This is a genomic window from Orlajensenia leifsoniae (assembly GCF_004570845.1).
Lineage (GTDB): Bacteria > Actinomycetota > Actinomycetes > Actinomycetales > Microbacteriaceae > Orlajensenia > Orlajensenia leifsoniae.
This window is the reverse complement of record NZ_SPQZ01000004.1, coordinates 291,480-313,666: the sequence shown is the minus strand read 5'-3', so window position 1 is coordinate 313,666 and position 22,187 is coordinate 291,480. Positions and strand designations below refer to the sequence as shown.

The following is a 22,187-nucleotide window of genomic DNA, read 5'->3' as shown; positions in this document are numbered from 1 at the left end:
CCGAGATTGATCGTAGGGTTGACGAATGACGCCGATCACGCTCGGAATCCCCGCCCTGCGGCGAGACCCGTCTGCGGCGCCGTCCACTCTCGGGCGACCGGATGTCACAGGCCTGGTCGATCGTTTCGGTCGCGTCGCCGAGGACCTCCGCATCTCCATCACGGAGAAGTGCTCGCTGCGCTGCACGTACTGCATGCCGGCGGAGGGTCTGCCCTCGATTCCGCGTAACGACCTGCTGACGGCATCCGAGATCGCCAGGCTCGTCGGGATCGCGCACCACGACCTGGGCGTCAAGGAGGTGCGCTTCACCGGCGGTGAGCCGCTCACCCGCGCCGACATGGTCGAGATCATCGCCCGCTCGCACGAGGTGGCCCCGGCCATCCAGATCGCCATGACCACCAACGGCATCGGCCTCGACCGCAAGGCCCAGGCGCTCGTCGATGCCGGCCTCACGCGCATCAACGTGTCGCTCGACACTCTCGACCGCGAGCACTTCATCCGCCTCACCCGCCGCGACAGGCTCGACGCCGTGCTCGCCGGCATCGCCGCCGCACACGCGGCAGGGATGACCCCGCTCAAGATCAATGCCGTGCTCATGCGCGAGACCCTGCACGATGCTCCCGAGCTGCTGGCCTGGGCCGTGGCGCACGACTGCAGGCTGCGCTTCATCGAGCAGATGCCGCTCGATGCCGACGAGACCTGGCGTCGCGACAACATGGTCGACGCGGCCGAACTGCTGGCCGTTCTCGGCGAGCGCTTCGTACTGACCCCGGTCGCCCGCGAGGACCCCTCGGCGCCGGCCGAGCAGTGGACCGTCGACGGCGGGGCCGCGACGGTCGGCATCATCGCCTCGGTCACGCGCTCGTTCTGCGGCGCCTGCGACCGCACCCGCGTCACCGCCGAGGGAACGGTGCGCTCCTGCCTCTTCGGCGATGACGAGACCGACCTGCGTGGTCTGCTGCGCTCCGGTGCGACGGATGCCGACATCGCCGACCGCTGGCGCGCCGCCATGTGGAACAAGCAGGCCGGCCACGGCATCGACGCAGCCGACTTCCATCGACCCGCGCGGTCGATGGGCGGGATCGGCGGTTAGGCGTGGCCGACGTGCACGTGCGCTACTTCGCTGCGGCCGCTGAGGCCGCCGGGCGCGAGGAGGAGGTGCTCGACGTCGACTCGGACGCCACTGTGAGCGACCTCGGATCCGCCCTCGTCGCGCGCTACGGCCCGGTGATGGCACGCGTCGTGACGTCGGGCTCGTTCCTGGTCGACGGCCTCGCGACCCGCGACCCGGCGCGTCGCCTTGGCGCCCGCGTCGACGTGTTGCCGCCGTTCTCCGGCGGGTAGCCCCCCCCCCCCCGCTGGCAGAGGCACAGACGCGCGGCTGCGCCGAAGCCGAGGTGAGCGGTGCCCTCCGCTTCGGCGGCGACTTCGTCGCTGCCTCTGCGAGCGGGTGCGGCGACTTCGTCGCTGCCTCTGCGAGCGGGAGCGGCTAGAGGTTCACCCACTCCGTCGTGCCCGTCGCCAGGTGCTGGCGCTTCCAGATGGGAGTGCGCTCCTTGATGCGGTCGACCAGGGCCGAGCATGCGGCGAAGGCGTCGGCCCGATGCGCCGACGCCACGCTGGCGACGAGGGCGACGTCGCCGACGCCCAGCCGTCCGATGCGATGCGCCGCGGCCACGCGCACGCCGAACTCCTCCGCGATCTCCACGCACACCGTGCGCAGGAACTCCTCGGCATCGGGATGCGCCTCGTAGTCGAGCAGCTCGACGCTCTCGCCGTGGTCGTGATCGCGGATGACGCCCTCGAAGGTCACCATCGCGCCGTCCTGAGGCGTGAGCACAAAGGCCTCGATGGCGGCGCGGTCGAGCCGATCGGCCGAGACCCTGGCGAAGACCTCAGGCATGGTGGTGGCCCCGTTCGCGCTGCCCGCCATGCCCGCCGCCGGCGAGCTGGTCGACGAGATGCGGCAGCACCTCGCCCAGCACGCCGAGGCCGTCGCGCACGCCGCCGGGCGATCCCGGCAGGTTCACGATGATGGTGTCGCCGGCGAGTCCGGCCACGGCGCGGCTGAGCGCGGCCGTGGGTGTGACGGCCCGACCGGCGGCACGGATCGCCTCGGCGATCCCGGGCAACTCGCGGTCGAGCAGGGCGCTCGTGGCCTCGGGTGTTCGGTCCTGCGGGTGCAGCCCGGTGCCTCCGGTCGTGATGATGATGCGCGGCGAGCCGGCGAGGGCTTCGGCCAGCGCCGCCGCGACGTCGGCGTCGGCCACGACGACGGGAGCGTCGACCGCGTAGCCCGCGGCCTGCAGCCAGTCGACGATCACCGGACCCGTCGCATCCGTCGACGTGCCGGCGGCGGCGCTCGTCGAAGCCACGACGACGACGGCCGAGCCGGGCGACGGGACGGTGGCATCGGGCACAGCGGCGGCCTCAGGCACGGCGGCGGCATCTGCAGCAGCATCCGTCACCGGCGAATCGACGAGCAGGTCACCGGTGGCACCCTCGGCCACCCAGTGTCCGCGCTTCCCCCCGGTCTTCTCGAGCAGGCGGATGCCGCCGAGCTCGGCGCCGGGGTCGACGGCCTTGACCATGTCGTGCAGGGTGAGCCCGGCGATGGCCACGGCGGTGAGGGCCTCCATCTCGACGCCCGTGCGACCCGTCACCGAGACCCGCGCCCGGATGGAGATGCTGTCGCCGTCGAAGCCGAACTCGAGCTTCACGGAGTCGAGCGGCAGGAGGTGGCAGAGCGGGATGAGCTCGCTCGTGCGCTTGGCACCCTGGATGCCGGCGATGCGCGCCGTCGCGAGCACGTCCGCCTTCGGCATGCCGTCGGCGATCACGAGCGCCACCACCTCGGGCGTGGTCGTGAGGCGGCCGGTGGCCACGGCGACGCGACGCGTGACGTCCTTGCCGCCGACGTCGATCATGCGGGCGCGGCCCTGGTCGTCGACGTGGCTCAATGCCGTGACGTCGTGGTGCTCGTGCTTCTCGGTCATAGCTCCAACACTTCCACGAGATCACCGGCGGCGAGAGCAGCGACGGCTTCGGGAACGATGACGAGCACGTCCGCGGTCGCGAGCGCTGCTACGAGGTGCGAGCCGGGTCCACCGACGACCTCGACCGCGCCGTCCGGCATCCGACGCCCGCGGAGATACTGCCGACGACCGACGATGGAGGTGACGGATGCCGCCACAGCGCGCTCCTCGCGCCTGGCGACGGGCAGCCCGGCGATCTCGCGCAGCACCGGCGCCACGAACAGGGCGAACGACAGCTGGCTGCTCACGGGGTTGCCCGGGAAGCAGATCACGGGCAGGCCGCGATACGTCGCCGTGGCCTGCGGTCCCCCGGGCTGCATGGCGACGGCACCGACCCAGGCTCCGAGCGGCTCGAGCAGGTCGCGCACCACCTCGTGATCGCCCATCGAGACTCCGCCGCTGGTGAGCATCAGCTCGGCGCCGGCATCGATGGCGGCGTCGAACCGAGCGCGCAGCTCCTCGGCGTCATCGCGCACGCGAGCGGCCGAGACGACGACGGCGCCTGCGGCCGCGACAGCAGCCTGCAGTGCGATCCCGTTGGAGTCAGGGATCTCGCCCGCCCCCAAGGGCTGGCCCGGGGCGACCAACTCGGATCCCGTGCTCACGACGGCGACCCGCACGCGCGACAGCACGGCCACCTCGGTGAGGCCCGACGCGGCCAGGGCCGCGAGCTGGCGCGACTCGAGCAGCACTCCGGCGCCGAGCAGCTCGGCTCCGGCGGCGAGGTCGGAGCCGGCCTCGCGCACGTACTCCCCCACCTCACGGGCGCGCCGGATCGTGACGGAATCGCCGTCGACCGTCGTGTCCTCCACCGGGACCACGGCATCCGCCCCCGGGGGAATCGGAGCGCCCGTCATGATCCGGGTCGCGGTGCCGGGCTCCAGCGCCGGCGGCTCGCCGGGGGCAGCAGCCACCTCGCCGACGATCGGCAGGGCGACGGGTGCTGCGGCGACCTCCGCGGCGCGCACAGCGAAGCCGTCCATCTGGGAATTGCGGAACGGGGGCAGGTCGATGGCGCTGCGGATGGCGTCGGCCGTCGTCCTGCCCCGGGCGTCGAGCAGCGGCACGGTCTCGGCCGCCCCGCGGTCCCGAAGCGGGGCGAGCAACGCCGCGACGTGCTCGGCGTGCTCCTCGACCGTGATGCGATCGCCCATCAGTTCCCGCCCGCCATCAGTGCCGCCTCGTCATCAGTACCGCTTCATTCCCGGGTCGACGGATGCCGCCCACCCCTCGATACCACCGGCGAGGTGCGACGCCTGTGAGAACCCGCTCTGCTCGAGGAACACCAGCGCATGCGCCGACCGCACACCGAGATGGCAGTAGACGACGACGGGCGCGGACGGATCGAGCTCGCCGATCCGCGCGCCGAGCTCGCCGAACGGTATGCGCGTCGACCCCGGAAGCTCGGCGATCGCCGCCTCCCAGTCCTCGCGGACGTCGAGCAGGGCGGGCGGATTCGCGCCGTCGAGCGCCACGGCGAGCTCGGGCGCCGAGTAGGTGCGAGGGCGCGAGGGCTTCGAGCCGGGCTCCGAGTCTGGCTCCGAGGCACCGGATGCCGCAGAGTCGACGCCGACCGCGACATCCATCGCGCCACGAGCCGGATCCCGGGCGTACGGCACCTCGCGGGTGCGGCCGGTGAGCGCGTCGTACACGGCGACGCGGCCGAGGAGAGGCTCCCCGATGCCCGTCAGGAGCTTCACGGCCTCGGCCGCCATGAGTGCACCGGCCACACCGCACACCATCGGCAGAACGCCGGTCAGCTCGCAGCTGTCGCCGTCATCGCTCGGCTGCTCGGGGAAGAGGTCGCGGTAGTCGATACCGTGCGCGTCCCAGGCGACGCCGACCTGCGCACCGTAGCCCACGGCAGACCCCCAGACCAGCGGGATGCCGAGTGCGGCCGCAGCGTCGTTGGCGGCGTAACGGGCGTCGATGCTGTCGCTGCCGTCGATGACGAGGTCGACACCGTCGAGCAGCGCGGTCGCGTTCTCGGTACTGAAGAGCACGGGGTGACGGATGACCTGGAGCTCGGGGGCGAGGCGTGCGGCGGCATCCGCCGCCGAATCGACCTTGAGCCGACCGACATCGGCCACGCCGTGGGAGGTCTGGCGCGGCAGGTTGGTCTCGTCGACGGTGTCGGGGTCGACGAGGGAGAGGGTGCCGAGGCCGACGGCGGCGAGCGCCGGGATCACAGCGCTGCCGAGACCACCGGCGCCGATGACGAGCACGTGGGCGTCGGCGAGGGAGCGCTGACCGGCGAGCCCGAAGCCCGCGAGCACATGCTGGCGCGCGAAGCGGCGGGACGACGGATCGACGCTCGGAGCCATACGCCGATTCTGACACGGGCTGTAGCACGCATCGGGTCGCCGCCCGCTCACCCCGCTCGCTGACGCCCACTCCCCCGCCCGCTGAGGCCCGGACGAAGTCCGCGGCCGAAGCGCCCGTGCCCTACGCTGCTGCCATGAGCCCCATCGTGCGTCGCGTGCTCGCCCCGAACGCCGGGCCGATGACCCTCGACGGCACGAACTCCTACGTGGTCGCAGCCCCGGGCTCGGCATCCGTCATCGTGATCGACCCCGGACCGCACGACGACGCCCACCTCGCCGCCCTCGCATCCTCAGGCCAGGTCGAGCTCATCCTGCTGACCCATCACCATGCCGACCACGCCGACGGCATCGACGCCCTCGTCGCGCTCACCGAAGCCCCCGTCCGCGCCATCGATTCGGATTTCTGCCGCGACGCCTCGCCGGTGGTCGACGGTGAGCTCATCGACACGGCCGGAGTGCGCCTGCGTGTGCTCGCCACCCCCGGTCACACGGCCGACTCCGCCTGCTTCCAGCTGCTGGGCGATACCGACGCCGCCGTCTTCACCGGCGACACGGTGCTCGGTCGCGGCACGAGCATCATCGCCGACCCCGACGGATCCCTCGGCCCCTACCTGCGCACGCTCGAGCGGCTGCAGGCGTTGGGGCCAGTACGCGTACTGCCCGGCCACGGCCCCGAGCTCGACGACCTGGCCGCCGTCGCCACCGCCTACCTCGCCCACCGGGCGGGCAGGCTCGCCGAGGTGCGGCAAGCGCTCGAGCTGCTGGGCGCCGAGGCCTCGGCCGCTGCCGTCACCGATCTGGTCTATGCCGGAACGGATGCCGCTGTGCGGCCGGCGGCCGAGGCGTCGGTGCGCGCCCAACTCGCCTATCTGCGCGCCGCGGGCGACTGAGCCGAGCCGCGGCGCGCATCACGATCGCGCATCCAATGCCGCTGTTTCGGGCACCATCTGTCAGAGTCGGAATGAGCACTGCGTCCATGGGGGTCGGTGGGTGCCCGCTGCAGATCCGAGCCCATCGGCGCAGTCTGCGAAGGAGAAGGGGTGGAGTGTGGCTGACGATCGCTCCGGCGGATCACGCGGCCGCGCCCTTCTGGCCTTCGTCGGCCTGAGCGTCGCGGTCGGCGTTCTCGCCGCCGTCGCCGTCACTCCGGCACTGGCCGTGGGCGGGCTGGCGGCATCCAGCAGCATCTCGATGTTCGAGAAGCTGCCCGGCTTCCTTCAGATCGGCGATCTCGCCGAGAAGACCAACATCTACGCGACGATGCCCGACGGCTCGCCCAAGCTGCTCGCCTCGTTCTTCGACCAGGATCGCGAGGAAGTCGACTGGGAGAACGTGTCGTCGTACGCGAAGGATGCCGCCGTCGCAGGCGAGGATCCCCGGTTCTACGAACACGGCGGCATCGACATCCAGGGAACCCTGCGCGCCGCTGCCGTGAGCCTCGGCGGCGGCAGCATCCAGGGCGGATCCTCGATCACCCAGCAGTACGTCAAGAACGTTCTCGTGCAGGAGGCCGTGGCCACGGCGAAGACCCAGGAGGAGGAGGAGGCCGCCGTCGAAGCGGCCATCAGGCAGACCCCTGATCGCAAGATCAAGGAGATGCGCCTCGCCATCGGCGTCGAGAAGAAGTACACGAAGAACGAGATCCTGATGGGGTATCTCAACATCGCCTTCTTCGGCGGTCGCGTCTACGGAATCGAGTCGGCGGCGCACTACTACTTCGGCACCACGGCGAAGGACCTGACGCTCGACCAGGCGGCCTCGCTGCTGGCCATCGTGAACAACCCCGAGAAGTTCCGCCTCGACAAGCCGGACAACCCGAAGAACGGTGCCGAGAACGGCTACGCGAACACCCTGTCACGCCGGGACTACATCCTCGACAAGATGCTCGAGCATTCCAAGATCACCGAGGCCGAGCACGACGCAGCGAAGGCGCTGCCCATCACGCCGACGATCACCCTCCCGAGCACAGGTTGCGCCACGGCGGAGGGGTCGGCCTACTTCTGCGACTACGTCTACTGGACCATCCGCAACGACGAGGCGTTCGGCGCCACCGAGGCCGAGCGCCTCACCCTGCTGAAGCGAGGCGGCCTCGACGTCTACACGACCATCGATCCCCTCATGCAGGGCACCGCCGAGGTCGCCATGCGCGAACTCGTCCCTCCCACGGCCGACGGCATCGACCTGGGCGCCTCGAGCGTCTCGGTCGAGGTGGGCACCGGCCGCGTACTCCAGATGACCCAGAACAAGGTGTTCTCCGACGACCCCGAGGTGCTGACAGACCCCGTCTACAGCGCCGTCAATTACAACACCGACGGCGAGTACGGCGGGTCGGCGGGTTTCCAGCCCGGGTCGACCTACAAGATCTTCACCTTGGCCGAGTGGATCAAGGAGGGGCACTCCCTCAATGAGTACGTCAACGCCTACAGGCGTTCCGACTGGGGCGACTTCAACGACAGCTGCCTCGGCGTGCAATCCGACCCGTCCTGGAACCCCCGCAACGACGAGGGCGGCGGCGGCGGAACGTGGAGCGCACTGACCAACACCCAGCAGTCCTACAACACGGGCTTCGTCGCCATGGCCAAGCAGCTCGACCTCTGCGGCATCCGCACCATGGCGGAGTCCTTCGGGGTGCACCGTGCCGACGGCGACCCGCTGCAGCAGGGACCGGCGTCGATCCTCGGCACGAACGAGGTCGCGCCCGTCACCATGGCGGCGGCCTTCGCCGGCGTCGCCGGCAACGGCATGGTCTGCAAGCCGATCGTGATCGACAGGGTGCTGCGTCACGGCACCGAGATCCCGGTGCCCTCGGCCGACTGCGCGCAGAAGGTCGACCCGCAGATCACCGCGGCGATGGCCTACGCCATGCAGCGGGTCATGAGCGGCGGAACGGGCTCGACCTCAGACGACCGCACCGAGCCGCACTCGCCGATGATCGGCAAGACGGGAACCACCGACAACGCCGAGGCCACGTGGATGAGCGGCGCCAGCACGCGGGTCGCGACCACCGTGGGAGTCTTCAACGCCAGCGGCCACGTCAACCTCCGCGAGACGTACATCAACGGCGAGGAAGCTGCCCTCATCCGTCACATGATCTGGCCGCGCATCATGTCGACCGCCAACGCGCAGTACCCGGGCGGGGAGTTCCCCGAGCCCGACGACAGCGCCCTCGTCACGGTGATGAGGGACGTTCCCGACGTGCGCGGCAAGTCCATCGGCGAGGCCGAGCAGATCATCGAGGACGCGGGCTTCAGCTTCTCCGACGGCGGTGCACGCGATTCGGAACTGCCGGCAGGTCAGGTCGTCGGAACCGAACCGTCGGGCACGGCTCCACGCGGCTCGCTCATCACGGCGTTCACATCGAACGGCGCGCTCGTGATCGTGCCGCAGGTGGACTCCGACCCTCAGAGCGCCGCGAAGACGCTCCGCAACGCGGGCTTCACGGTGAAGACCAGCGAGCAGGAGACGACGGACCCCAAAGCCGTCGGGAGGGTGATCTCGATCGACCCGGCACCCGGCACCGCTGTGGCCCCGGGCTCCACCATCACGATCGTGGTGGGGAAGGCGGCGCCGGAACCCGTCCCGACGCCGGAGCCGACGCCGAGCGACGGCTGAGCCCCCAGCGGGTGACCTGGCCGATGGCCTCCAGCGCGATGCCCGTCGTCATCTTCGAGGTGCCGTCGTGGCGTTCGACGAAGGTGATCGGCACCTCACGGATGTCGGCGCCGGCCCGCTCCGCACGCCAGGCGACCTCGATCTGGAACGCGTAGCCGGCGCTCTGCAGCCCGTCGAGATCAAGGGAGGCGAGGAACGGCACCCGGAATGCCCGATACCCCGAGGTGATGTCGTGCAGGTGCGAGCGCAACATCACCCGGGCGTAGGCCGTCGCGCTCCGTGAGATGAGCTTGCGGTACCACGGCCAGTGCACGGTGCGGCCGCCCGGTATCCACCGGGCACCGATCGCCAGGTCGGCGCCATCGGTGATCGCAGCGATGAGCAGCGCGAGTTCCTCGGGCTGATGCGATCCGTCGGCATCCATCTCGACGATGATGTCGAAGTCGCCGGAGTCGAGGGCCTGGTGGAAGCCGGCGATGTAGGCCGGGCCGAGGCCTTCCTTCCCCGCACGATGGAGCACCTGCATCCGCGGCTCTGCTGCCGCCATCTCGTCGGCCAGCGCCCCGGTGCCGTCCGGCGAGTTGTCGTCGACGACGAGCACCGACGGCTTCGGCTCCGACGCCAGCACCCTCTGAACGAGCGGGCGCAGGGAGTCGACCTCGCAGTAGGTGGGCACGACCACCAGCACACGAGGTGCGTTCGCGCTCACAGCGTTCGTCGTTCCGGCTGGACTGCGCCCATGTCGTTCATCAGTCCCATTATCGACGCAGATGGCGGTCGACCATGTCGAGCGCCCAGTCGAGACGCTCCGGGGTGACCGTGGCGCGGAAGACGATGCCCCACATCTCGGCCAGCCTCTCCGACAGGTCGGCCCGGGCGGTGAACACCTCGGAGATGATCTGGATGCCCGTGAACGACGGGATGATGAAGCGTGCGAGCATCGCCGGGTCGGTGTCCGGCCGCAGGTCGCCGGCCGCGAGGGCCGCGCTCAGGATGGTCTCGAAGGTCGCCAGCCAGTCCTCGTACGGCCCCCGGATCGGCGCATCGAAAGAAGACGACTCGGTGGTCAGACGGATGCCGGCCCGGGTGAGCGGATCGGTCTGCAACCGCAGCGCCAGCCCGGAGGAGATCACGACGGCGGTCTCGAGGGCCGCCGCGTTCGTGAGCACCATGGTCGCCGCGGACCTGGAGGCAGCCTCGTGCTGCGCCTCGATCACGGCGCCGGCGAGCTCGTCCTTGGACTTGAAGTGGAAGTACAGGGCCCCCTTGGTCACTCCGGCCGCGGCAGCGATGTCGGTCAGGGAGGCTGTGGCGAAACCGTTCCGGTCGAAGGTCTCAGCGGCGCCGACGATGATCCGCTCGCGCGTCGCACGAGCACGTTCCTGCGTGGCCATCGATCTCCTGTCAGCGGGCTGCCGACATGCTAGCCGGGGAAGCTATGGACGCAACCCAGCCTGCGAGGAGCTGTCGGGATGCCGGCGAGCGCCGCAGAGCGTCCGGCGCATAGGAACGTCCGGCGCATAAGGAAAGGGAAGCCCATGTCCCCCCGGGCTTCCCTTCCGCATCCGCGTGGCGGATGCGCGGCGCAGACCCCCGTACGCGCCACCTCTGGCAACAGCATAATCGAAACAAAACCAGTCGTTCGGATTGTTCACCTCCGTGGCATCTCTGTTACGGGATCGGGATGGATGGTGCCCGATACCGGCGCGGTCGAGCAGACTCGTGCGCGATGTACGTGCTTTTCGCTGGTTCTCAGCGGTAGTTTGTGGTCAGACGCGCGGGCGGACCGGGCGGAACGGGAGACAACCACCATGTTCAACGACTTCTGGGGCTTCGTCTGGGTCTTCTTCTGGGCGTTCGCCTACATCGCCTACCTGTTCGTGCTCATCTACATCCTCGCCGACATCTTCCGCGACAAGGGCCTCAACGGCGGACTGAAGGCGCTCTGGATCATCGCGATGGTGTTCCTGCCGTTCCTCACGGCCCTGGTCTACCTGATCGCCCGCGGCACCGGCATGAACGAGCGAGCCGCCGCCCGCGCGAACACCGAGATCCTCTCCGAGGACCGCGCGTCGATCCAGGCCCAGTCCTACGCAGACCCGCAGGCCGAGATCGCCAAGGCCGCGGCGCTGCGCGACCAGGGCGTCATCACCCCGGGCGAGTTCGACGCCATCAAGGCCAAGGCCGAGGGCAAGAAGTTCTGACGCCGCCGGGTCAGAGCTCGTTCTGACGCGGCACCACGACCTGCTTGATGATCAGCAGGATCGACGCTGCGACGGGGATGGCCACGAGGGCGCCCAGGATGCCGAGCAGCGATCCGCCGGCGAGGGCCGCGATCACGACGACGGCGCCGGGCACCGACACCGCGCGATTCATGATGCGCGGGCTCAGGATGTAGGCCTCCACCTGCATGTAGATGATGTAGTAGATGGCCGCGGCGATCGCCGTCTGCGGTCCGGAGATCAGGCAGGCCAGCACGATGATGACCGAACCCGTGATGGTTCCGACCAGCGGGATGAGCGAGAACGTGAAGGCGATGACGGCCAGCAGGATCGCGAACCTGGCGCCGATGATGGTCAGGAAGATCGCGCTCAGGATTCCGTTGCAGAGTGCCAGAGCGACCTGACCCATGACGTACTTGCCGACGGAGTCGGTGATCTGGTCGGCGAGTTCGCTGAAGCGCGAGCGCTTCGTCGCAGGCACCAGCTGGTAGGTGCTCCGCTTGATCGCGGGGAGTGACGACGTGAAGTAGATCGTCAGGATGATCACGATGATCGTGGCGAAGAAGCCGCTGATGATGCCGAGTCCCACCTGCAGCACGCCGCCCCCGATCTTCCCGGCGTTGTCCTGGGAGTACTTCACCACGGAGTCGAGGTTCTCCTGGTTGACGATCGTCGGGAACTGCTGCTGCAGTTGGTGCACCAGGTCGAGCGCGTCACCACTCTGCACCCACTGCGTGATTCCCTCGATGGCCTGCGTCGACTGATCGACGATCACCGGCACGATGGCCCAGACGAGACCCGCGATGGCCGCCAGCAGCACCACCATCGTGGTGAGCAGGGCGAGCCAGCGCTTGAATCCGCGACGCTCGAGGAACGAGATGAGGGGCTCGATGCCGAGCGCCAGGAACAGCGCGGCGCCGATGTACGTGAGGATCGTCGCCAGCGACACGATCGACATCAGGATCATGATGCCGAGGCCGACTCCGAGGGTGCCGATGAGCCCGAGACGGAAGGCGTTCTGGATCTTCATGGCAACTCCTGCGGTAGGGAATCCCAGTATGGGCGCCTGACCGGCGGAATTCAGCACCTTGACACGGCGCTTCCGAAGGCCCACTCGGTGACGGATGCCGCTGCGGATGCCGCGTGTCAAGGTCTCGGCATCCGCATTGCACCGGGCGTACGCTCGCACGGAGCGCACGGTCACCCGATCGTGGCGGATGAGACGAGGAGCACCACGATGACCGACTCGACACCGACCGGCGACAACTACCCCGACGAGCAGCCCGGACGCGAGGCCGACGCCGCCGACCAGGTCGACGAGCAGTCGTTCAACCCCGACGACACCGCCGACGAGCTCGAGGGCGGACGCGACGAGCAGCCGACGGCCGAGTAGGTAGCAGGTCGGGCGTCCGTCGCGCGCCCCCACGAAGGCCTGGTGCGCTACGCCTCGTTCGCTCCGATCAGCACGACCAGCCGGTCGAGCGCATCCGGGATCACCGAGAGCACCGAGACGTGGCCGTCCTCGGGTCGCGCCCAGAGTTGGGCGTTCGGCAGGCGGCTGAGCATCCATGACGCGTGGAGCCGCGGCACGACGCGATCGAGGTCGCCCTGCACGAGCAGCACCGGCGCAGCGACCTGCTCGAGGTCGAACCCCCACGGGGAGGCGAACGCCACGTCGTCGTCTATGAGTCCGTCGTCGCCCCACTGCGCTGATCGGCCGACGTCCTCGCCGACCGAGGACCACGCTCCGTCGAGGGCGGCGAAGTCCGCGGGGATGAACTGCTCGGGATCGAACTCGTCGGTGTCGGCGTACGCGGCACGACCCGCACGCCCTCCCTCGAGTGCAGACCGCAGTCCTTCGGGGGCGACCATGCCCCCGAACCAGTCGAAGCGCTCCGTGAACGGCGCGATTCCCGCGATGGTCACGACGCCGCGCACCCGCTCGGGCAGCAGCGCCGCGCAGGCGAGGGCGTGCGGCCCGCCGCCTGACGCTCCCATGACGGCGAAGAGGTCGATGCCGAGAGCATCCGCCACCGCAGCAACGTCCCCCGCGGCCGAGGCGACGTCACGCCCCGGGTTCGGCGTCGATCCGCCGTAGCTCGGACGCCCGTAGGAGACCAGCCGGATGCCGCGCTCGCGCGTGGCCGCGAGCACGGGCTCGAGCGGCGCACCAGTCTGGGGAGAGCCGTGGTGCCACATGAGGGTGAGGCCCGACGCGGCGTCCGCTCCGGTGTCGTAGGCGTGCAGGATGCGCCCGTCCGGCGCGCTGACGTCGAGCTCGGTGACCATGAAGCGAGTGTGCCACGTCGCTCCCGCCGCTGCGCGCCCCTCCACACGCACGCCGGTGTCTGCGATCATGAGACCCGATGAGCACCGAGAGAGTGATCGCGTGGGGCGACGAGATGCGGGCCGTGCACCAGCGGCTGCGGCAGGCTCTCGCGGCGGCGCGCGAGACGGTGCAGTCGGGCGGGGATTCGGCATCCGTCGCCCGCGACATCCGCCTCTTCTGCTGGGGATTCTGCGTGGCGCTCGACGGCCACCACGTCAGCGAGGACACGGCGCTGTTCCCCGAGATCGCGCGGCAGCATCCGGAACTGCAGCCCGTCATCGCCAAGCTCATGCAGGACCACAGCATGATCGCCCACCTCATCCGCGGCGTCGAGCAGGCCCTGCAGTCGGGCGATGAACCCTCCGTGCTGCTCGGTCACCTCGACGGGATCGGCGCCATCATGACGTCGCACTTCGGCTACGAGGAGCGCCAACTGCTCGGCGTGCTCGACACCATCGAGGTCTCGTCGACGGATGCGACCCCGCGCGCGTACTTCGGTCCGCTCGCGGAGTGAGTCAGCGCTTCTGCGGCGGCCGCACTCCCTGCACGCGCCCGAAGCGGGCCGCGAGGGGAACGAGCACGAGGGGCTTGGCCAGCAGCCACGCTCCGATCATCGCCACCACCGAGATCACGAAGATGATGAATCCCACCCAGTCCTCGGAGTCGCGGGCGGCGTACATGATGTTGAGGTTGCGCAGGGCCCCGGTGGTGAGCACGAGGAAGACGTGCACGGCCGTGAACGCGAGGAAGAACAGCATCACGGGGTAGTGCAGGGCGCGCGCCAGCCTCTCGGGGACCACGCGCGACCAGGCGCCCTCGAGCGGCCAGATCGGTGAGAGGCGCAGGCCGGTGATGATGGCGAGCGGCGCCGCGATGAACACCACGGCGAAGTAGCTGAGCAGCTGGGCCGCGTTGTAAGAGACCCACGAGTCCTCGACCGGCCAGTCCAGCGAGGCGTACTGCAGCAGCGCCGAGATGGTGTTCGGCACGATGCCCCAGTCCGTCGGTACGATCCGCACCCATTGGCCGGTCGCGAACAGCAGCACGATGTACGACAGGCCGCAGAGCACCCAGAGCGCATCGACGACGAGGTGCAGCCAGAGGGGGATGCCGAGCCGGCGCGGCGGGCGCTTCGTGCGGGGCCAGCGCGTGTTGTCGCGCGTCCAGAACGCCGGCGGGCGCACCCCCGACTTCAGCAGCATGCCCGTGCGCACCAGCATCACGAGAAGGAACGCGCTCAGGAAGTGCTGCCAGGCCAGCCACGCCGGGATGCCGACGGGCGATCCCTCGGGCGGGGTGGTGCCGCCGGGGTACTCGGCGATGAAGGCGGCGACCTCCGGAAGCTCCCGCAGCCAGCGCGCGACGAGCACGACGACGGCGAAGGCCACGATCGCGGCGGGGATCAGCCACGCCAGCCGACGCAACGGCACGCCCGCGAACGTGGGGCGGGCGGGTTTCGGCACGTCTCTCACCTTCGCAAAGCAGCGGCACGGATGCAAGCCGGCTCTCACCCTACGACCGCCGCCACGCTCAGTGTGCCAGCCTGAGCACATGGATCCCGCCGACCTGGCCCGTTTCGCTGCAGCGAGCGCCGGCATCCGCTCGCTCAGACGCGTGGTGTTCGTCGAGGGCGACAGCGACCGGGAGGCAGTGCTGCAGTTCGCGCTGACCGTCGGGCGCGACTTGGGCGCGGAGGGCACGGCCGTGGTCGGCATGGGCGGGGCCAACAGTCTGCCGCGCTTCCTCGAGATCGCCGACGCCAGCGGCCGCGACCTCGCTCTGACCGGCCTCTGCGACGAGCAGGAGGTTCCGGTGTACCGCCGAGCTCTCGAGAGAGTCGGGTTCGCGGATGCCGCACATCCCGTGCCGCTCGAGAGCCTGGGCTTCTTCGCCTGCCGCCACGACCTGGAGGACGAACTCATCCGCGCCCTGGGCATCGAGGTGGCGGTCTCCATCGTGGCTGAACAGGGCGAGGGCGCCAGGTTCGAGCGGATGCGCCGGCAGCCCGCCCAGCGCGAGCGGTCGCTGAGCGCCCAGCTGCACCGCTTCATCGGCGCCGGTGCCGGTCGCAAGGCACGGGTGGCGCGCGCCTTCGCCGAGCGCATCCCGCCCGAGAGCATCCCCGCGCCGATCCTCGGGTTGCTCGCGGCCACACGTCCACCGACGTAACGCGGTCTGCCGATCCCCGATACTGGGACGGGCGCACGAGTCGCGCCCCCAGTCACATCGGAGGTCCCGTGCACGAGCAGAATCCCGCCTTCCACCCCGAGACCCTCGCCATCATCGCCGGTCGCCCGGCACGGGACGTCGACGAGCCGCTCAACGTGCCCCTCACCCTCGCCTCCACCTACGTCGCCGGCGGCGAGCGCGAGTACGGCCGCTACGCGAACCCGTCGTGGACAGCCTTCGAAGACGCCCTCGGCGCCCTGGAGGGCGGGCGCTGCCTGTCCTTCGCCTCCGGCCTCGCCGCCATCTCGGCCGTGCTCGACCTGGTCGAGCCCGGCGGTGTGGTCGTGGCTCCCCGCCGCTCCTACACGGGCACGGTGCTGCAGCTCGACGACCGCGCACGCGAGGGGCGCCTGAGCGTCGTGTACGTCGACATCGCCGATACCGCCGCTGTGGCCGAGGCATCCGTCGGCGCCGCCATGGTCTGGATCGAATCGCCGACCAACCCCGCCCTCGAGCTCGCCGACATCCCCGCCATCTCCGAGGCCGCCCACGCCGCCGGGGCCATCGTCGTCGTCGACAACACCTTCGCGACGCCGGTGCTGCAGCGCCCGCTCGAACTCGGAGCCGACATCTCGGTGCACTCGGCGACGAAGTACATCGCCGGCCACAGCGACGTGCTCCTCGGTGCCGTCATCACGGCGACGGATGCGCACCACGACGCCGTGCTCGGCCGACGCTCGCTCTACGGGGCGATCCCGTCTCCGCTCGAGGCCTTCCTCGCTCTGCGCGGCCTCCGCACCCTGTCGGTCCGCCTCGAACGCGCGCAGGCCTCGGCGCAGGAGCTCGTGCGCCGCCTCGCCGATCACCCCCAGCTCGACGAGGTGCGCTATCCCGGGTTCGGCGCCATCATCTCGATCGTCGTGAAGGGTGGGGCGGATGCCGCAGACGCCCTCGTTCCGCGCACGTCGCTCTGGCTGCACGCCACCAGCCTCGGCGGCGTGGAGTCGACCTTCGAACGTCGTCGTCGGTGGGCCGCAGAGCACGAGACCATCCCCGAGGGCCTCGTGCGCCTGTCGGTCGGGCTCGAGCACGTCGACGACCTCTACGACGACCTCGCCGCCGCACTGGGGTAGGGCATTCGGGCCGAGGCTCAGGGTCGAACCGGGGATGTGACGGATGCGGTGGCCCGGCGCCGCTGCCTAGCGTTGACCCATGCCCCCGATCGTCGCCTCCTCCCTGCGCATCGCTGGAATCACCGCAGCAGCCCTCGTGCTCGGCGGGCTCACGCCACTCGGGCAGGGCGCCCTCCCCCCGGAGTTCTCCTCGCTGGCCAACTCCGCGTCGGGCTGGACCATCCCCACGGCGCTGCTCGTCTGGCTCCTCGCCCGTGGCTACCCCGAGGCGGCGATCGGCGGAGCCCTCGGCTTCATCGCCCTCACGATCGGCTACACGGTCGCCTCGGCCTGGCGCGGAGTCGACTTCGATCCGCTGTTCTGGGTGATCGTCGGAGTCGTGGTCGGTCCGTTCATCGGCCTCGCCGCCCATGCCCTGCGCCGCACTCCGCTCCACGCCGCCCTCGGCACGGGCCTGCTCTCCGGCGTGCTCGTGGGCGAGGCCATCTACGGCCTCATCGTCGTCGGCGACACCACGAGCCCGGTCTACTGGTGGATCGCCGCGGCGCTCGGCGTCGCATTGCTGCTGGCCACGGCTGTCCGCATCCGTCGTCCCCGACTCATCGTGTCGGCCACGGCGCTGACGGCCACGATCGCCGCTGCCTTCGTCATCGCCTATCAGCTCCTCGGGTCCATCTCGCGGTAGCCGGCGAGGCGACGGCGACCAACCCGGCGCTGTGACGCCGTGTTGCGGCACCCCTCGATCACGAGGAGTCGACGGGAGAGGATGGCCGCCATGTCCTCAGAGTCGACAACACCGAGCGCCCAGAGTCCCCAGCGCCAGATCCGCTTCAACGCCTTCGACATGAACTGCGTCGCCCACCAGAGCTCGGGCATGTGGCGGCATCCGCAGGACCAGTCCTATCGCTACAAGGAGATCGGCTACTGGACCGAACTCGCGAAACTGCTCGAGCGCGGAACCTTCGACGGCATCTTCATCGCCGACGTGCTCGGGACCTACGACGTCTACGCCGGCAGCAACGAGGCCGCCATCCGCCATGGCGCCCAGGTTCCGGTGGCGGACCCGCTGCTGCTGGTCTCGGCGATGGCCGCGGCCACGGAGCACCTCGGCTTCGGGGTGACAGCCGGCACCGCCTACGAGCATCCGTACCCCTTCGCCCGGCGGATGTCGACGCTCGACCACCTCACGAACGGCCGTGTGGGCTGGAACGTCGTGACCGGATACCTGCCGAGCGCCGCCCGCAACATGGGGCATGACGACCAGCTCGAGCACGACGACCGCTACGACCACGCCGACGAGTACCTCGAGGTGCTCTACAAGCTCTGGGAGGGCTCGTGGGAGGACGACGCCGTCGTGCGCGACCGTGAGACCGGCGTGTTCACCGATCCGTCGAAGGTGCACGAGATCGGCCACAGGGGCAAGCACTTCACCGTGCCCGGCATCCACATCTCGGAGCCGTCGCCCCAGCGGTCCCCCGTCATCTACCAGGCGGGTGCCTCACCGCGCGGCATCGGGTTCGCCGCGGCGAACGCCGAGGCCATCTTCGTGGCCGCGCCCACGAAGGAGGTGCTGAAGTCGACCGTGGAGCGCATCCGCGACGCCCTCGAGGCGGCGGGGCGCGACCGCTACTCCGCTCGCATCTACACCCTGCTCACGATCATCACGGATGCCACTCCCGAGGCCGCGCAGGCGAAGTACGAGGACTACCTCTCCTACGCCAGCGAGGAGGGAGCCCTCGTGTTCATGTCGGGCTGGATGGGCATCGACCTGTCGCAGTACGACCTCGACGAGCCCGTCGGCAACGTGCAGTCGAACGCGATCCGCTCCGTCATCGCCAACTACGAGGAGTCGGCGAAGAACGGCGAGGTGTTCACAGTGCGCGATATCGCCCGCGGCGGTGCCATCGGCGGCCTCGGCCCCACCATCGTCGGGTCGGGCGAGGAGATCGCCGACACGCTGCAGGAGTGGGTGGACTACACCGACGTCGACGGCTTCAACCTCGCCTACGCCATCACGCCGGGCACCTTCGAGGACGTCATCGAGTTCGTCGTGCCCGTACTCCGCGAACGCGGCGCCTACCCGACCGAGTACGTCGAGGGCACCCTGCGGCAGAAGCTGCACGGCCGCGGCGATCGCCTCCCTGCGGAGCACCGCGGTGCCGGGTACCGGGTGGGAGTCGGGGCCGCGGTCTCGTAGCGCCAGGCCGAGCCGTCACGCATCCAGCCCACGTTCCGTTCTGGTTCAGCCCGCGGACGCCGCCCGCGCCTGGGCGTAATGCTTCCGGACCCTGTTGCGATTGCCGCAGTCCGCGGCCACGCACCATCGACGGTTGTGGCGCGGCGACGAATCCACGTAGACCCAGCCGCAGTCGATGTCGGCGCACTGCCTCAGGTGGCTCACATCGCCATGCACCAGCAGGTCGACCGCCGCCTCGGCAATGCGTCTGCGGGGAGCAGCGAGATCGAGCGGAAACTCCCACGTCCAGTTCTCTGCCGGCTGCCGGGCGTCACCCGCCAGGCGACCGGATGCCACAGCCTCGGCGTACTCTCGCACGATGGCCTCGGTCTCCCCACCGTGATAGGCCACCTCGTAGATCGCCTCGCGGAGGGCGATGATCCGACCGAGCTCGCGGTGCGCATCAGGCTGAGCGTCCACGGCGAGCGCGCCGATCGCTGATCCCGCGGCAGCGTCCAGCACTCCGGCCTGCTGTGTCCAGCGGATGACATCGCCGTAGTCCAGGAGATGTTCGACGGTGCGAAGCGGGTTCAGTCGCCACGACACCGTGTTCACGAGATCGAGGGCGACGTGGCCTGCAATCCGCGGGAAATCCTCACGGGGGGCGGCGATCGACGGAGGGGCCATGAGCCGATTCTAATGCCAATTTGGCTCTTTACCCATTCGGAAGTTCGTGAGATCGTGAATGGGTGTTCAGGCAGACAGGCATTAGAGACCGCGCGTGGATGCGAGACTTCAGGTGGCTCTGGACGTCGCAGGCCGCATCCGTCCTCGGCGAGCAGATCAGCGAGCTCGCCATCCCGCTGCTGGCAGTGCTCGTACTCGACGCATCGGCCGCCGAGCTCGGTCTTCTGGGGGTGGCGCGTTGGCTTCCGTTCCTTCTCCTCGCGCTGCCCTTGGGCGTGCTTGTCGACCGCAGCCGACGACGGCGACTCATCGTGACCGCCGATTGGTCGCGGGCGGCGCTCACATTCGGCGTGGTAGCCGCCGCCCTGCTGGGCGTCCTGTCGTTGCCCCTGCTCGCCATCGCCGTCCTGCTGGTCGGATGCTTCACGGTGCTGTTCGAGGTCTCCTATCAGTCGACGCTTCCCGGCGTCGTTCCGGTCGACGGGCTCGCCACGGCGAACGCCCGGTTGCAGGCGACCGTGTCGGCGGCGCAGATCGGCGGACCCGGTTTCGGTGGGGTGCTCGTGCACCTGCTGTCCGCGCCGTTCGCGGTGCTCGCGCACGGAACGATGTACGTCGTGTCGGCGCTCGCGATCGGGCGCATCCGCGTCGTCGAGGCGAAGCCGGCCGGTGACAAGGCCGGCTTCGCCACCGAACTGCGCGAGGGTTTGCGGCATGTCTTCCGCGATCGCTACCTCGTCGCCAACCTCGGCTTCTCGGCTCTGTACAACCCGGTCGAGCAGTGGATCATGGTGCTGTTCGCGCTGCACGCAGTGAAGGTGCTGCATCTGGATCCGGTGCAGATCGGGCTGGTGCTTTCGATGGGCGCCGTTGGGGCACTGCTGGCCGCCCTCGCGGCGGGGGGCGCCGTACGCCGATTCGGAGCGGGGCGCCCACTGATGTGGTGCGCCGCCGTCGAGTCACTGGTGCTTCTGCTCCTCCCGGTCGTGGATGTGTCATGGGGATCAGGCCTGATCATCCTCGCGCTCGGAGGCATCTTCGCCATCAACGGGGCAGGCACCGCGATGTCGAGCGTCATCCTGGTGACCATCCGCCAGCTCCGCACCCCCGACCGCATCCTCGGGCGGGTGAATGCGAGCATGCGCTGGATCACCTACGGAACAATCGCGCTCGGCGCAGCGGCGGGCGGGATCGTCGGCGAGCTGCTCGGCACCCGCGCTGGGATCGCCATCGGCGCTGCGGCGGCCTTGCTCACTGTGGTGTGGGTCGCTCTCTCCCCGCTGCCCCACATCGGGGATCCCGGGGAGCTCGCCATCGCGGAGCGGATCAGCCCTAACGGGACTGCGGGCATCACGAGCATCCGCGAGGGCTGACGGATGCCGCAGCCACGGCCTACCGTTGACCCATGGAGCCGCACCGCCTCAGCCGCACCGACGCGCGCCGCATCGCCGTGCGGGCGCAGCTGCTCGACGCCGATCGCCCGACCGAGCTGCTCGCACTCGTGCGCCACCTCACGCTGCTGCAGATCGACCCGACGGCGGCCGTCGCCCCGAACGCCGACCTCGTCGCGTGGAGTCGCCTCGGCAACGCGTATCGGCCAGAGCACCTGACGCGGGCGCTCGAGCAGGTTCGCACCCTCGTCGAGTTCGAGGTGCTCATCCGGCCGGTCGAAGACCTGCCGTTGTTCCGGGCGGGCATGGCGTCGTATCCGAGCTACGAGCGCAGCCGGCTGTGGTTCGAGCAGAACGCGCAGTTCCAGCGCGACGTGATCGACCGGCTGCGCGCGGCCGGCCCTCTGACCTCTCGGGAAATACAAGACACCTCGGTGGTTCCGTGGCCGTCGTCGGGGTGGAAGAACGATCGCAACGTCACGCAGATGCTCGAGTTCCTGGTGTCCCGTGGCGAGGTCGCCATCTCCGCCCGCCGCGGGCGCGAGCGCATCTTCGACCTCGCCGAGCGCGTCTACCCGCCCGGCGACGAGACGATCCCGGCCGACGAGGCGATCCGCATCCGCAACGAACGCCGTCTCGCCTCCCTGGGAGTCGCTCGCGCGAAGACGACGGCATTCCCGATGGAGCCCGGCGATGTGGGCGCCGCCGGCGAACCCGCGGTCATCGACGGAGTGCCGGGCGAGTGGCGCGTCGACCCCGGCCAGCTCGCCCGGCTGAGTGAGCCGTTCGCCGGCCGCACCGCCCTGCTCTCGCCGTTCGACAGGCTCGTGCACAACCGCCAGCGCACGCTCGAGCTGTTCGAGTACGAGTACACCCTCGAGATGTACAAGCCCGCCGATGCGAGGCGCTGGGGATTCTTCGCGCTGCCGATCCTGCACGACGACAGGCTCGTGGGAAAGCTCGACGCGAAGGCCGACCGCAAGGCCGGAGTCCTCACCGTCAACGCCGTGCACCAGGACGCGCCGTTCACGACACGGATGCGGGCAGCCGTCGACGCCGAGATCGCGAGCCTCGCCTCGTGGCTGGGGCTCGAGCTGCGCACCTGAGCG

23 protein-coding genes are annotated in these 22,187 nt (G+C 69.9%); 13 read left to right on the top strand and 10 right to left on the bottom strand.

Features of this window, described 5'->3' with window-relative positions; all coding sequences use genetic code 11:
• Positions 1-25 precede the first annotated feature (25 nt).
• Both moaA and E4M00_RS12420 read left to right on the top strand, forming a co-directional pair.
• Entirely contained in the window at positions 26-1,093 is a 1,068-nt protein-coding gene (gene moaA, locus E4M00_RS12425; protein ID WP_135120826.1) for a GTP 3',8-cyclase MoaA, read from the top strand.
• Between the two features lie 2 nt (positions 1,094-1,095).
• Positions 1,096-1,344, top strand: coding sequence for a MoaD/ThiS family protein (locus tag E4M00_RS12420; protein WP_135120825.1), 249 nt, complete (start codon positions 1,096-1,098; stop codon positions 1,342-1,344).
• A gap of 145 nt (positions 1,345-1,489) precedes the next feature.
• Here E4M00_RS12420 and E4M00_RS12415 read toward each other — a convergent pair whose 3' ends face one another.
• Genes E4M00_RS12415 through E4M00_RS12400 form a run of 4 tightly spaced genes read right to left on the bottom strand, consistent with a single transcriptional unit; the run spans position 1,490 to position 5,359 of the window.
• Positions 1,490-1,903, bottom strand: coding sequence for a molybdenum cofactor biosynthesis protein MoaE (locus E4M00_RS12415; RefSeq protein ID WP_135120824.1), 414 nt, complete (start codon positions 1,901-1,903; stop codon positions 1,490-1,492).
• Complete coding sequence (gene moaCB / locus E4M00_RS12410; RefSeq protein ID WP_135120823.1) at positions 1,896-2,996, bottom strand: bifunctional molybdenum cofactor biosynthesis protein MoaC/MoaB; 1,101 nt, start codon at positions 2,994-2,996, stop codon at positions 1,896-1,898. The genes E4M00_RS12415 and moaCB overlap by 8 nt, the downstream gene beginning before the upstream one ends.
• Complete coding sequence (locus E4M00_RS12405; RefSeq protein WP_135120822.1) at positions 2,993-4,189, bottom strand: molybdopterin molybdotransferase MoeA; 1,197 nt, start codon at positions 4,187-4,189, stop codon at positions 2,993-2,995. Before E4M00_RS12405 ends, moaCB begins: the two co-directional genes overlap by 4 nt.
• 33 nt (positions 4,190-4,222) lie before the next feature.
• Positions 4,223-5,359, bottom strand: a complete 1,137-nt coding sequence (locus tag E4M00_RS12400; protein WP_167756887.1) for a ThiF family adenylyltransferase — start codon at positions 5,357-5,359, stop codon at positions 4,223-4,225.
• Positions 5,360-5,493: 134 nt separating this feature from the next.
• Between E4M00_RS12400 and E4M00_RS12395 the strand changes: the two genes are divergently transcribed.
• Both E4M00_RS12395 and E4M00_RS12390 read left to right on the top strand, forming a co-directional pair.
• Positions 5,494-6,249 carry an MBL fold metallo-hydrolase gene (locus tag E4M00_RS12395; protein ID WP_135120820.1) on the top strand — a complete coding sequence of 252 codons (756 nt, stop codon included), beginning with the start codon at positions 5,494-5,496 and terminating at the stop codon, positions 6,247-6,249.
• 157 nt (positions 6,250-6,406) lie between these two features.
• Positions 6,407-8,971: a transglycosylase domain-containing protein gene (locus tag E4M00_RS12390; RefSeq protein ID WP_167756886.1), complete on the top strand. Its 2,565-nt coding sequence runs from the start codon at positions 6,407-6,409 to the stop codon at positions 8,969-8,971.
• On the opposite strand, the gene E4M00_RS12385 is transcribed toward E4M00_RS12390, so the two are convergent.
• Both E4M00_RS12385 and E4M00_RS12380 read right to left on the bottom strand, forming a co-directional pair.
• Positions 8,901-9,680, bottom strand: a complete 780-nt coding sequence (locus E4M00_RS12385; protein ID WP_135120818.1) for a polyprenol monophosphomannose synthase — start codon at positions 9,678-9,680, stop codon at positions 8,901-8,903. The two genes, E4M00_RS12390 and E4M00_RS12385, sit on opposite strands and share 71 nt — an antisense overlap.
• A gap of 49 nt (positions 9,681-9,729) precedes the next feature.
• On the bottom strand, positions 9,730-10,365 hold the full coding sequence (locus E4M00_RS12380; protein ID WP_135120817.1) for a ScbR family autoregulator-binding transcription factor: 636 nt from the start codon (positions 10,363-10,365) through the stop codon (positions 9,730-9,732).
• A 417-nt stretch (positions 10,366-10,782) separates the two neighbouring features.
• Between E4M00_RS12380 and E4M00_RS12375 the strand changes: the two genes are divergently transcribed.
• Entirely contained in the window at positions 10,783-11,175 is a 393-nt protein-coding gene (locus E4M00_RS12375) for an SHOCT domain-containing protein (protein WP_135120816.1), read from the top strand.
• A 10-nt stretch (positions 11,176-11,185) separates the two neighbouring features.
• Here the strand turns inward: E4M00_RS12375 and E4M00_RS12370 are convergent, their stop codons facing one another.
• Positions 11,186-12,223, bottom strand: a complete 1,038-nt coding sequence (locus E4M00_RS12370; protein WP_135120815.1) for an AI-2E family transporter — start codon at positions 12,221-12,223, stop codon at positions 11,186-11,188.
• Positions 12,224-12,430: 207 nt separating this feature from the next.
• On the opposite strand from E4M00_RS12370, the gene E4M00_RS17860 reads away from it, so the two are divergent.
• On the top strand, positions 12,431-12,586 hold the full coding sequence (locus E4M00_RS17860; RefSeq protein WP_167756885.1) for a hypothetical protein: 156 nt from the start codon (positions 12,431-12,433) through the stop codon (positions 12,584-12,586).
• 47 nt (positions 12,587-12,633) lie between these two features.
• Here E4M00_RS17860 and E4M00_RS12365 read toward each other — a convergent pair whose 3' ends face one another.
• Positions 12,634-13,482 (bottom strand): alpha/beta fold hydrolase, encoded by an 849-nt coding sequence (locus tag E4M00_RS12365; protein WP_135120814.1) that lies wholly within the window; start codon positions 13,480-13,482, stop codon positions 12,634-12,636.
• A gap of 77 nt (positions 13,483-13,559) precedes the next feature.
• Here E4M00_RS12365 and E4M00_RS12360 point away from each other — a divergent pair, with 77 nt between their 5' ends.
• Positions 13,560-14,036, top strand: a complete 477-nt coding sequence (locus E4M00_RS12360) for a hemerythrin domain-containing protein (protein ID WP_135120813.1) — start codon at positions 13,560-13,562, stop codon at positions 14,034-14,036.
• A gap of 1 nt (position 14,037) precedes the next feature.
• Here E4M00_RS12360 and E4M00_RS12355 read toward each other — a convergent pair whose 3' ends face one another.
• The gene (locus E4M00_RS12355) at positions 14,038-14,985 is read right to left on the bottom strand and encodes a cytochrome b/b6 domain-containing protein (protein ID WP_240037076.1); all 948 of its coding nucleotides are present in this window, start codon (positions 14,983-14,985) and stop codon (positions 14,038-14,040) included.
• 88 nt (positions 14,986-15,073) lie between these two features.
• On the opposite strand from E4M00_RS12355, the gene E4M00_RS12350 reads away from it, so the two are divergent.
• From E4M00_RS12350 to E4M00_RS12335, 4 genes are all read left to right on the top strand, one after another.
• Positions 15,074-15,691, top strand: a complete 618-nt coding sequence (locus E4M00_RS12350) for a TOPRIM nucleotidyl transferase/hydrolase domain-containing protein (RefSeq protein WP_135120811.1) — start codon at positions 15,074-15,076, stop codon at positions 15,689-15,691.
• A 68-nt stretch (positions 15,692-15,759) separates the two neighbouring features.
• Positions 15,760-16,824: a trans-sulfuration enzyme family protein gene (locus E4M00_RS12345; RefSeq protein WP_135120810.1), complete on the top strand. Its 1,065-nt coding sequence runs from the start codon at positions 15,760-15,762 to the stop codon at positions 16,822-16,824.
• 79 nt (positions 16,825-16,903) lie between these two features.
• On the top strand, positions 16,904-17,509 hold the full coding sequence (locus E4M00_RS12340) for a DUF6518 family protein (protein ID WP_135120809.1): 606 nt from the start codon (positions 16,904-16,906) through the stop codon (positions 17,507-17,509).
• A gap of 90 nt (positions 17,510-17,599) precedes the next feature.
• The gene (locus tag E4M00_RS12335) at positions 17,600-19,021 is read left to right on the top strand and encodes an LLM class flavin-dependent oxidoreductase (protein WP_135120808.1); all 1,422 of its coding nucleotides are present in this window, start codon (positions 17,600-17,602) and stop codon (positions 19,019-19,021) included.
• Positions 19,022-19,066: 45 nt separating this feature from the next.
• Here E4M00_RS12335 and E4M00_RS12330 read toward each other — a convergent pair whose 3' ends face one another.
• On the bottom strand, positions 19,067-19,687 hold the full coding sequence (locus tag E4M00_RS12330) for a CGNR zinc finger domain-containing protein (protein WP_135120807.1): 621 nt from the start codon (positions 19,685-19,687) through the stop codon (positions 19,067-19,069).
• A 98-nt stretch (positions 19,688-19,785) separates the two neighbouring features.
• Here E4M00_RS12330 and E4M00_RS12325 point away from each other — a divergent pair, with 98 nt between their 5' ends.
• Positions 19,786-21,060 (top strand): MFS transporter, encoded by a 1,275-nt coding sequence (locus tag E4M00_RS12325; protein ID WP_135120806.1) that lies wholly within the window; start codon positions 19,786-19,788, stop codon positions 21,058-21,060.
• 32 nt (positions 21,061-21,092) lie between these two features.
• Complete coding sequence (locus tag E4M00_RS12320; RefSeq protein ID WP_135120805.1) at positions 21,093-22,184, top strand: DNA glycosylase AlkZ-like family protein; 1,092 nt, start codon at positions 21,093-21,095, stop codon at positions 22,182-22,184.
• The last annotated feature ends 3 nt before the right edge of the window (positions 22,185-22,187 follow it).